This is a genomic window from Mucilaginibacter sp. P4_D1 (assembly GCF_056401935.1).
On the sequence record NZ_JBFUIJ010000042.1, the window covers coordinates 46,175 to 57,388 of the forward strand.

The window sequence follows — 11,214 nt, forward strand, 5'->3', positions numbered from 1 at the left end:
ATATTTAGTAGGGTATATTTATAATAATTTCTGATCCGCTTCCCGGAGCCGAGTTGATTGAGGCACTACCATTTATCATCGCCGCCCGTTTGGTGATGTTGTGCAGGCCCATCCCGTTTTTACGTTTCAATGTTTCTTCTACATCAAAACCTTTCCCGTTATCGCGGATTGTTAACTGAAATGAATTTTCAATCTGCTCTAAAGTTATAAATATTTCGGTTGCTTTGGCATGTTGTATAATGTTATTGATAATCTCCTGGAACAGGCGGAAAAGGATTGTTTCCTTGCCGCTATCGGCATTAAATGTGCTAAAGTTTTGTTTTTCAAAATTGATCTTAAACTTCTCTGATCGTTGCAGCCATTCCAGCTCAAATTCAATGGCAGCGGCCAGTCCGCGGTTTACCAGCTCTTCGCCATGTAACAGGCGGGATAAGGCTTTTACTTCTTTGATGGAGCGGCTTGTCAGGTCTTCAATAAAAGCCAGTTTTTCCGCAGCTTTATTGGTATTGTTAAGGTCGATAGAACTTAGGGTTATGGTAGTGATGCTTAATAACTGACCAATGTTGTCATGCAGGTCATAGGCGATGGTTTTAAGGGTTTGTTCCTGTACTTCCATCTGCGTTTTAAGCAACTCATTCTCAAAAGTCTTTTGCAGCAGTAGCTTCTCCTCCTGGTGTTTTTTCTTTTTACGGTTGTACGATACTACGTAAATGATTAAAAACAGCGGAGCAATTAAAAAAATGAGGGAAGTAAGGCCTATCAGGAATACGATTTCCTGTGAAGATACCTGCATAAAAAAGCGTATGACCAAAATGCGTATAATATAATATTTAGTAAATTAAAAATATAGTACCTGATGGAGTGCCCATAAACTACGGTACTTGATTTTGACATGTAATCAAAAAAAACATTGCAGGTAGTACTGCCAAAGTAAAAGAACAAGGCGCCGCTTACCCACCAAAAAGGCGCCGAAAAAGCAAGCTGTTCAAACTGCTCATCCTTTAATTTAAGATAGTAATAATACAGGCATGCAAATACAAAAACTACCGACATTACCGTTGCCGTATTTGAGACAAAGCTCTTAAAATGGGTAGCAAATAGCTCGGCAATAAATATTATCATAAAAATACTGTACCAGGCAATCAGCCATTTACGCGTGTCTTTATACGGTTTGTATAAATTATATAAAGTGTAGCTTACCATGCCACACTCAAATAACAAGAACACATTATATAAATTATGATTGAAGATATGCGCTATCCTGTTCATATAAATGCCTGTAAACTCTACAATGCAGGTTAATAGCAGGTAAGCTATAAATAGCTTCCAGGCCGCTATTTTTTCGTTTGATAGAAAAATAAGGGCGGCCAGGAAGCAAATAAATTCGGCAACAGTATTTATTGTGATAAAAATCATGCGGTTAAATATTATTGTACCAATGTTGCACCTATGCTGCTGCAGGTGCTTGGAGGTGGGCATTGCTCGCCGCGGTTTTCTGGTGGGGTACCTACTATAAAACCACCCGAGCCACTGTTTTGCCCTGGTGCCGGTTTGCCGTTGTAGTAGTCCCAGTGCAGCGTTTTGCCGTCTTTTATTACCGGTGTGGTTGATACCATTATTAATGTATTACGACCCCAATACATTTTATCCGGAATGTGGCCGTCAACAAAAGTGCCTGGATAGTCATTATGATAAGTTGCGAGGTAAAAACGAATGCCATCGCCATGTTCGGTGTCTATTTTTGCAACTAAAGCTTTCAGTCGTTTAATATCGAACCAGATAGCCCGGGTATTAGGCACTTTCACGGTGTCGGGTTTCTGATCAAGCTTAATAATTGAGTCGGCCTTGCCGGCATGTTTTTCATAGTTTTTTACATAGGCTAAAGCTAATTTATACCCTACGGTATCAAGATTAGCCTGTATGTTGGAATCGGCTGCCGTTGTAGTGGCCTGCTTTTGCTGACATGCGCTAAAGCCAATAGCGGCAAAAGCAAATGTAATTAGGGTGATTTTTAGGTTCATGATATTGTTCATTTGAGTTTATCGAAAGTGCTTAATTATGTGTAGAAACACAACATCTATATCAAACCTTTTTTTACCCCTAAAAACACCTTTAAAAAAGCTGATTATACCCTATGTTGTCCTTTAACTATAATAGACATTTGTGAAGTGATGCAAATACAAAACACATTACGTTCGTTCTTTTTAGTTAATTCAAACTCTTAGTTAAATGTAACTTATCTGCAATAATAATGCTTTGTAATACCGATGTTGTGCTTTATTCGATAGGTAAATTAGCTTATAGTAAATTTGCTGTAAGTGATTGATTTTTAAGTTGGTATTCGATAATTTTTTTATTGTGATTATCAAATACGAATTAAGCTTTTATTAAATTTTAATAATATATATTTACCGATAATTAAATAGAATTAACCAATTCTAAACCTAAAATTACTTATAACTAAAACCTAAAATTCAAACACTATGGAACCTTACATTGGCGAAATCCGCATGTTCGCCGGCAATTTTGCACCCCAAGGGTGGTTTTTTTGCGATGGCTCAACATTGCCAATTTCGCAGTATCAAGCGTTTTTTTCTTTATTAGGCACTACTTACGGTGGCGATGGTATGAGCACTTTTCAAATACCAGATCTTCGTGGCCGTGCGCCTATACACTCCGGTAACGGGCAAGGAAAAAATGTATCACGTTATGAACTTGGCCAACTGGGAGGCAACGAAAACGTTACCTTATCTGCGCAACAAATGCCGGCGCACTCGCACGTAATTAACACTGTAACCCTTGGAAACCTGCCACAACCTAATGGTAACTCTATTGCAGGTCTTCCGGTAGATCTTACAACTGGCGAAGGCACAAACAATTGGTCGAACGCAACACCTGATTCAACCTTAAGTCCTGCAACAGTATCGCCAACGGGTGGCAACCAACCCGTAAATGTAGTAACACCTTATTTAGCTGTCAATTTCATTATTGCCTGGCAAGGTATCTGGCCTTCAAGACCATAATAATGAACGGAATTTTGATGAAATTTAATGCATCCCAATGAAAGTTGGTATTGTATCAAATTCAAAAATATGTATACCCCTGCTTTCGTACCTAAGCAGTATCAAAGCAGGGGTTATATTATACTTCGGGAAATCTGCCCATGCTGATATCAGCGTAAATGACATGGCCGGTTTTTGCAGGATGAACTATATATCTTTCTATGCAGAAGATGATAAAAAAGAGCTTTATAACTGGCAACAACTAAACGAACCTGATATAATTTTCATAACAGGGTACGGCCATAAAATTGATGTAAGGGAATTAAGTGGCGTTCTAAAGGGAATATACAATATACATTTTGGTAAACTACCGCAATACAGGGGGCCTTCGCCGGTTTTTTGGCAGTTAAAAAATGGCGAACCGGAATTAGGTTTATGCATACACCAACTAATCGATAAACTGGACAGCGGCGCAGTTATTTGGGAACAAAGTATTAAGAATGAAGAATACCATACCTATAATTATATAAACCAAGCATTTAGCCAGCTGCAGGTGAGGGGGGTAGCGCAGATACTCGCTAAGCTAAATAGCAAGCAAACGCCGGATAAAAAAACACAGGACGAAACCAAAGCCAGGTATTACAAAAGGCCCCAGCTGGCTGATGTAATAATAAACTGGGATGTGATGGAGGCAAGTGAAATCCTTAATGTTATCAAAGCTTGTTCGTCGTGGAATAACGGGGCAAGCACCTTGATAAACGGGTACGAACTGAAAATATTAGATGCCGAAATAACTTTGGCAGCAGCAAATATTAAACCAGGAGCAATTACCATAGCTAATAACAAGTTTAATGTAGCTTGTCTAAATAACAAAGCGCTAAGCATTAACTTTTTCAATATAAGTGCTACTTGTATCCCGGCCCGGCATGCAGGTTTTTATGGTTTAAAAACAGGGCAAACATTTAGTATTAAATTATAACGAGACCCGTACATATAAACGAACAATTAACAACTAATCATGAAAAAACCTTTACCTTACATTAGAAAAGCAATAACCAGATGCAGCCGGTTGTTATTAACTGTTGTATCATTGTTGGTATTGTCTGGGATAATCTCAAGTGCTCAGGCGCAGGTTTATTACCTTATAAATAGCACTACGGGTAATACAACTAACGCGGCAAACGTATTGAAGAAAGTTGATTACAGCGGGAGTAATGATGCTGTTGTTACCAGTTCGATACCTAACCCTATTTTAGCGGAGGTTGACGCGCCCAACAACCGTATATTTACCTATAATGGCTTTTTAGGTAACCGAATTATAAACGTGGTGAATATGGGTACTGGCGCAGTTATCAACACCATTAGCTTACCTTCAGGTATCCAGGTGTCCGGCCCGTCAGTAACAGCAATTAAATATGATCCCATAAATGATTGGGTATATTATGTAACAAATAGCAATGGCGGTGCCGCTGCCCTAAATGCTATATATAGGTCTAAGCCGGATGGTACTCAAAATACCACGTTAGCGTCTGGATTTGCTACGCTGCCACAATGGCTCGCGCTTGATATACCTAACAACAGGGCTTTTATATATGAGGGACTTTTTAGTGCGCGTAAAATATTAACGTTCGACCTAGGGACTAATACAGTAACAGGCAATGCCCCTGTATCTAACATAGCAAACGCCATTGCTTACGATCCAATTACGGATTACATCTATTATATAACGTCCGACAATGATCCATTAAATGTATCTGCTAACGATGCATTAAGAAAAATACATCCGGGTGGCACCGGCGGCGAGATTGTTATTAAATCTTCGGTGGTTAAATGCCCTCAGTATATGACATTAGATGYAGGTAACAATCGTGCATTTGTGTACGAGGGATATTATGGTTCTTCTACCACCATCAGGTTAGATGATACAGGTATATATGGCGTTGATCTTACGTCAGGTGCAACAAGCCTGGTGCTTAGCCATGCTAATTTACAAAATACACCTAATTATCTTAGGGTTTATGCACTATTTACTCCGGCGCGTCCTATTATTGCCACTGCCGCAATTTCAACTTTCTCATCTGCTTCTGCTACTTTAGGTGGTAATGCCACGCGTAGTGATGCAAGCGTAACCGAACATGGTGTTGTTTACAGCAGCAGTAATACAACGCCGGTTATTGGTGGCACTGGCGTTACTAAAACAATAATTGGTACAGGAGGTACAGGAACTTTTTCGCAAAGCATATCCGGTCTTACTGCTTCAACAACATATTATGTAAGATCTTATGCAACCAGTGGTGCCGGAACTTCTTATGGTTCGGTGGTTTCTTTTGCTACACTATCAAATGATGCCACACTTTCGGGGCTTAGTTTAAGTAGTGGTTCATTAAACCCAACATTTGCTTCGGGTACTACTACTTATACAGCCTCGGTACCAAACGGCACAACAACAATTGCCATTACACCAACACGCAACCAGGCCAACGCTACTATCAAAGTTAACCTCACCATTGTATCATCAGGCTCGGCATCTGCCAATTTCAACTTAAATATAGGCGATAATACCGAACAGGTTGTGGTAACCGCGCAAGATGGTTCTACCAAGACTTATACAGTAACCGTAAACCGGGCTAAAACTGCACAAACCATTACTTTTGCTTCAACAGCCTCAAAAACATATGGCGATGCCGATTATGCGCCGGGCGCAACAGCCAGCAGCGGTTTAACTGTTAGCTATAGCAGCGATAATGCAGCTGTGGCAACTATAGTGAGTGGTAAGATTCACATTATTGCACCTGGTACCGCCAATATTACAGCCTCGCAAGCGGGCGATGCCAGTAACCTGGCGGCAACCAGCGTAGTACAGGCCTTAACCGTAAATAAAGCTTCAATTACAGTAACTGCAAATGCTGCAAGTAAAATTTATGGCGATGCCGACCCATCGTTAACTTATTCAGTTACCACGGGTGCATTGGTAGGTAGTGATGCTTTCACCGGCGCATTAACACGCGATGTGGGTACCAATGTTGGTACCTATAATATCACCCAGGGAACGCTGGCTTTAAGCACCAGCAAATACACACTCTCTTTTGCGACCGGTGTTTTAACCGTTAATAAGCGGGCCATCAGTATTCAGCCTGCACCTGCAAGTAAATCTTACGGTGATGTCGATCCCAACTATCCTTATTATTATAGGGTGGGCTCGTTAGCAAGTGGCGATGGAATGGCAGGCTCATATGTACGCGATCCGGGCGAAACCCCAGGTACATACGCGTTAAGCATAGGGACCAAACACCCCGTAAATGCCACAACCGGTGTCGATCAGACCAATAACTATGTTATCACTTATATACCAGAATATTTAACCATCACCAAAAGAGCTATAACGCTGCACCCTGTACCTGCTACCAAAGTTTACGGCAGTGCCGATCCCGGATTTCCTTACCAGTTTACCGTTGGCTCACTTGCGCCTGGCGAAGGTATGACAGGTACATTTGGCAGGCCGGCAGGAGAGGATGTTGGCGTTTACGCGTTAACCATTGGTACAAAAAGGCCGGTAAATGCAACAACTGGAGTATTTACCGATCAGTATTACACCATATCAATTATATCTGATAATCTTACCATTACCAAAAAAACGGTTAATGTAAGCGCAAATGCGCAAAGTAAAACCTTTGGTGATGTTGATCCTGCCTTAACTTACAGCGCCGATGCCCTTGGTTTTAGTGATACGTTCAGTGGCGCACTTACCCGTGTTGCCGGCGAAAGTAATGGTACTTACGCTATTAGCCAGGGCACGCTTGCTTTAAATACTACCAACTATAACCTGAATTTTACAGGCTCAAATTTAACTATAGGCAAAAAAATAATTAACGTTAGCGCCGATGCGAAAAGCAAAACCTACGGCGATACCGACCCAACCTTAACTTACACTGCCGATGCATTGGCCAACGGCGATACCTTCAGCGGTACATTAACCCGTGCAGCCGGTGAAGTATCGGGCATTTATGCTATTAGCCAGGGTAGCCTTGCTTTAAGCAACAACTACACCTTAAATTATACCGGCAGTAACCTTACTATCAGCAAAAAAACTATCAATGTAACGGCAGCTGCAAAAAGTAAAACTTATGGCGATACAGATCCTGCTTTAACCTACACCGCTGATGCTTTACTAAACGGTGAAACCTTTAGCGGCTCGTTAACACGCGATGCAGGAGAGGCAGCGGGCAGCTATAATATTAACCAGGGCAGCCTGGCATTAAATAATAACTATACAGTAAATTATACAGGGAACAACTTAACCATTGGTCAAGCCTTATTAAGTTACGTAGCAACCCCGGCAACAAAAACTTACCTGGCGCCCAATCCAACCTTTACCGGTACCGTAACAGGTTTTATCAACGGTGATACACAAGCTACGGCCACAACCGGTACATTAAGCTTTACATCAACAGCAACAAACTCAAGTCCGCAGGGAACCTATCCTATTAATGGCTCGGGTTTAAGTGCCAATAATTATAACTTTGTGCAATCGCCGGCAAATGGCTCGGCATTAACAGTTGTCTTATCTTCTGATGCAGCTTTATCCAATATATCAGTTTCACCGGGAGCGTTAAACACCTCTTTTGATGCCGCAACATATCAATATTCGGTAAATGTAGATCATAACACTACATCAATTGATCTTACGGCGGTGGTTCATCAGGGCAATGCCACTATGCTTGTAAACGGTATGGCGCTTACCTCAGGTTCTGCAATTACTTTGCCTTTAAATGGCGGTGACAATTACTTTACCACGGTTGTAACTGCCCAGGACGGCACAACTACACAAAGTTACCTGGTAACTGTAAACAGGGCGCTTTCTACAAACACGCTGCTAAGTAGCATCATCACAAGTGGTGTTACATTTAATCCGTCGTTTGATCCTAATACAACAACGTATACCGCTGCCGTAAGTAATCTTGTTACCAGCACAGATATTACAGCAACCGCTGCTGATGTTGATGCCAATGCACAAATAGGTCCCATCAAAATAACAGCAACCACCTCTTATCATTTTCCATTAAACGTTGGCGACAATCCCATCAGTGTTGACGGGGTGGCTCAAAACGGCGATATCAAACATTATAACATCACCATAACCAGGGCACCATCGTCAGATGCCAGTTTATCGTCGCTTAATACTACTGTATTAACGTTTAATGAGCCATTTAGCAGTACCACGTATAACTATACAGCAACAGTAGCCAACAATGTATCACAGTTTAACTTTGTGCCTGTCGGCACAAACAACGCTGCTGTTATTACATTTAACGGTAACCCTGTAAATTATTTAGGCGTTACGCCGACAATTAACTATGGCGTTAACACTTACAATATTGTAGTTACATCTGAAGATGGTACTGCAACACATACCTATACCATAACAGTAACCCGTACGCTATCGTCAGATAATAACCTGTCGACACTTTCCATTCCGTTCGTTACTACCATAAATGAACAGTTTGATCCAGCCGTATTAAATTACACTGCCGACCTGGCAGATTCGACCATCACCGGTTTGCCGCTTACAGCTTACTCTTACGATCCGAATGCTACGATGAAAATAAATGGAACCGCGGTAGCCAGGTTTGCCAATTACACCATGACTTTACATGGCGGCGCAAATACCTTTAATATAGTAGTTACGCCGCAGGATAACAGCACTGCAAAAACGTATACGCTGGTGCTTACACGCGCAGGTACGCCACCGCCGCTACTGTCGCCTAATGCTACTTTATCTGCGATGTCTATTTCGGCTACCGGCTATAGTCACAACTTTAATTTTGCTTTTGATGCGCTTACTCCGCTTACCGTGGCAAATAAAATAACCGGGGTGAGGATTCATCCTGTAATCCCTGCCGATGGTGCAACAGCTACTGTTAACGGCGTTGCATTAGCTTATGATGCCAGTACAAATCTGTTACCGTTAAATGTAGGCGATAACACTTTTGATGTGGTTGTAACCGCAGCGGATGGTGTTCATCAAACAACAACGACGCTGCACATGAACAGGTTGCCGTTTGCTGATATCAGCCTCGCCTCATTGGTTTTAAATGCCGGCACCTTGAACCCTGCTTTTGTTGGCACTACACTTACCTATTCTGCGTCGGTGCCTTATAGCGTTAGCAATTTAAACGTAACTCCGGTTGCCAATGCTGTCGATGCAACAGTTACCGTAGGGGCCGCAACTATTAGCGCCGGTGCACCAAGTGCAAGTGTTCCGCTTAACGTGGGGCTGCCAAACCGTATAAGAGTAACGGTAACCGCCGCAGATGGTGTAAATACTCAAAATTATGCCATAAATGTAACCCGTTTGGCCCCCGATGCTACACTTGCTTCGCTAACACTTGGCAGTGGTACGCTTAGCCCGGCCTTTAACAGTGCAACCACAACGTATACCGCTTCGGTAGGCGGTAATGTTGGCAGCGTTTTAATCACGCCAACCGCAATAGATCCAGGCGCCGTAATAACCATTAATGGTTCGTTAATAGGCGCATCAGCAACCGTGCCTTTAACTGCAGGCGACAACAGTTTTGCTATAGTTGTAACGGCCGGCGATGCCGCTGGCGGAACTGTTACCCAAACATACAGTGTAACAATAACCAGGGCAGCTACATCTTCGGATGCCACGCTTGCCAGCTTGAACTTAAGTACTGGGACATTAAGCCCGGTATTTAATGCCAGTAATCTGACCTATACCGTCCCTGTAGGATCGTCGGTCAACTCTTTAACCATAACCCCGGCCGCTACAGACCAAAATGCAACAATAACCGTTAATGGCTTGCCAACCAATGTTGCCGGCACATCAACGGTAGCATTAACTCCGGGCGCCAACATTATCCCGATAGTGGTTACGGCGCAGGACGGCAGTACCACCAGCACCTATACGCTAACGGTTAACCGTTCGAATGCTGGGTTGTCTACCAATGGGAATTTGAGCTCACTAAGCCTGAGTCCAGCTTCTATGCTGACAGCAATAACAGGCAGCAGCGCGGTAAATTATCAAACTTCGGTACTGGCCTCAACATCCAGCATAAGTGTTACGGCTGCAAGTGCAGATCCAAACGCGGTAATAAGGGTTGAGGGCAATCTGGTGTTGAGCGGCAATGCATCAGCACCGATAACGCTGAACGCAACCGGAGCTACCACCRTTCATGTTTCTGTAACAGCYGAAGATGGTGCCACTATTCGTACATATTCCATTACCGTGTACAAAAACGGATCAAGTAATACTTCAATAAGTTCATTGGCATTAAGCCCGTCAAGTCCATTGTCGGTAACAACGGGTACCAGTAATATAAATTACCAAACCTCGGTATCGGTTACTACAGCTACTGTTGGCGTTGTAGTTACAACTATAGACCCGAATGCGGTGATACGGGTTGAGGGCAATCCGGTAGCCAGCGGGGTTACATCCGACCCAATAACACTTAATGCAACCGGTTCCACAACAATCCATGTATCAATAACAGCCGAGGATGGTGTCAGTGTCCGCACTTATTCCATTGTTGTAAATAAAAACGGGGCAAGTAATGCCTTGCTTACCTCCCTAAATCTAAGTCCCGTGTCAACGCTGACAACTACAACAGGCAGCAGTACCATAAATTATCAAACTACGGTCTCTGCAGCCACAACCAGTATAAATGTTAAGGCTATAGCGTCAGATCCTAACGCGGTGATACGGGTCGAAGGTAATATTGTGTCAAGCGGTAGTACATCCGATCCAGTAACGCTGAATGCTACCGGAACTACTACTATTCATGTTTCTGTAACAGCCGAGGATGGTGTCACCATTCGTACCTATTCTATCGTTGTGTATAAAAACGGATCAAGTAACCCCGCTTTGAGTTCATTAAGTGTAAGCCCGGCTTCTATGCTGACTGTTATAACAGGCAGCAGTACGGTAAATTACCAAACTTCGGTATTGGCCTCAACATCCAGCATAAGTGTTACGGCTGCAAGTGCAGATCCAAACGCTGTAATAAGGATTGAGGACAATGTGGTGTTGAGCGGCAATGCATCAGCACCGATAACGCTGAACGCAACCGGAGCTACCACCGTTCATGTTTCTGTAACAGCCGAAGATGGTGCCACTATTCGTACATATTCCATTACCGTGTACAAAAACGGATCAAGTAATACTTCAATAAGTTCATTGGCATTAAGCCCGTCA

The 11,214-nt window shown here is 42.7% G+C and carries 6 protein-coding genes; 3 read left to right on the forward strand and 3 right to left on the reverse strand.

Translation table 11 applies throughout. The features are described 5' to 3' along the window. Positions 1 to 4 precede the first annotated feature (4 nt). The 3 genes from AC1DV1_RS25225 to AC1DV1_RS25235 are packed head-to-tail and all read right to left on the reverse strand — an operon-like array spanning position 5 to position 2,021. Positions 5 to 793, reverse strand: coding sequence for a sensor histidine kinase (locus AC1DV1_RS25225; protein WP_477365353.1), 789 nt, complete (start codon positions 791 to 793; stop codon positions 5 to 7). Further along, entirely contained in the window at positions 760 to 1,416 is a 657-nt protein-coding gene (locus tag AC1DV1_RS25230; protein WP_477365356.1) for a hypothetical protein, read from the reverse strand. The genes AC1DV1_RS25225 and AC1DV1_RS25230 overlap by 34 nt, the downstream gene beginning before the upstream one ends. An 11-nt stretch (positions 1,417 to 1,427) precedes the next feature. Beyond that, the gene (locus AC1DV1_RS25235) at positions 1,428 to 2,021 is read right to left on the reverse strand and encodes a hypothetical protein (protein WP_477365359.1); all 594 of its coding nucleotides are present in this window, start codon (positions 2,019 to 2,021) and stop codon (positions 1,428 to 1,430) included. A gap of 462 nt (positions 2,022 to 2,483) precedes the next feature. On the opposite strand from AC1DV1_RS25235, the gene AC1DV1_RS25240 reads away from it, so the two are divergent. The 3 genes from AC1DV1_RS25240 to AC1DV1_RS25250 all read left to right on the forward strand — a co-directional run. Further along, positions 2,484 to 3,023 (forward strand): phage tail protein, encoded by a 540-nt coding sequence (locus tag AC1DV1_RS25240; protein ID WP_477365362.1) that lies wholly within the window; start codon positions 2,484 to 2,486, stop codon positions 3,021 to 3,023. A 37-nt stretch (positions 3,024 to 3,060) separates the two neighbouring features. Next, positions 3,061 to 3,981 (forward strand): methionyl-tRNA formyltransferase, encoded by a 921-nt coding sequence (locus AC1DV1_RS25245; protein WP_477365365.1) that lies wholly within the window; start codon positions 3,061 to 3,063, stop codon positions 3,979 to 3,981. Between the two features lie 39 nt (positions 3,982 to 4,020). Next, positions 4,021 to 11,214: beta strand repeat-containing protein (locus AC1DV1_RS25250; RefSeq protein WP_477365368.1), on the forward strand; the 7,194-nt coding region annotated here is incomplete at its 3' end.

What these genes read in the sequence shown, in the direction of transcription:
- AC1DV1_RS25245 (WP_477365365.1), top strand. Translation starts at nt 3,061, where the DNA reads ATGAAAGTTGGTATTGTATCAAATTCAAAAATATGTATACCCCTGCTT.
- AC1DV1_RS25235 (WP_477365359.1), bottom strand. Translation starts at nt 2,021, where the DNA reads ATGAACCTAAAAATCACCCTAATTACATTTGCTTTTGCCGCTATTGGC.
- AC1DV1_RS25240 (WP_477365362.1), top strand. Translation starts at nt 2,484, where the DNA reads ATGGAACCTTACATTGGCGAAATCCGCATGTTCGCCGGCAATTTTGCA.
- AC1DV1_RS25230 (WP_477365356.1), bottom strand. Translation starts at nt 1,416, where the DNA reads ATGATTTTTATCACAATAAATACTGTTGCCGAATTTATTTGCTTCCTG.
- AC1DV1_RS25225 (WP_477365353.1), bottom strand. Translation starts at nt 793, where the DNA reads ATGCAGGTATCTTCACAGGAAATCGTATTCCTGATAGGCCTTACTTCC.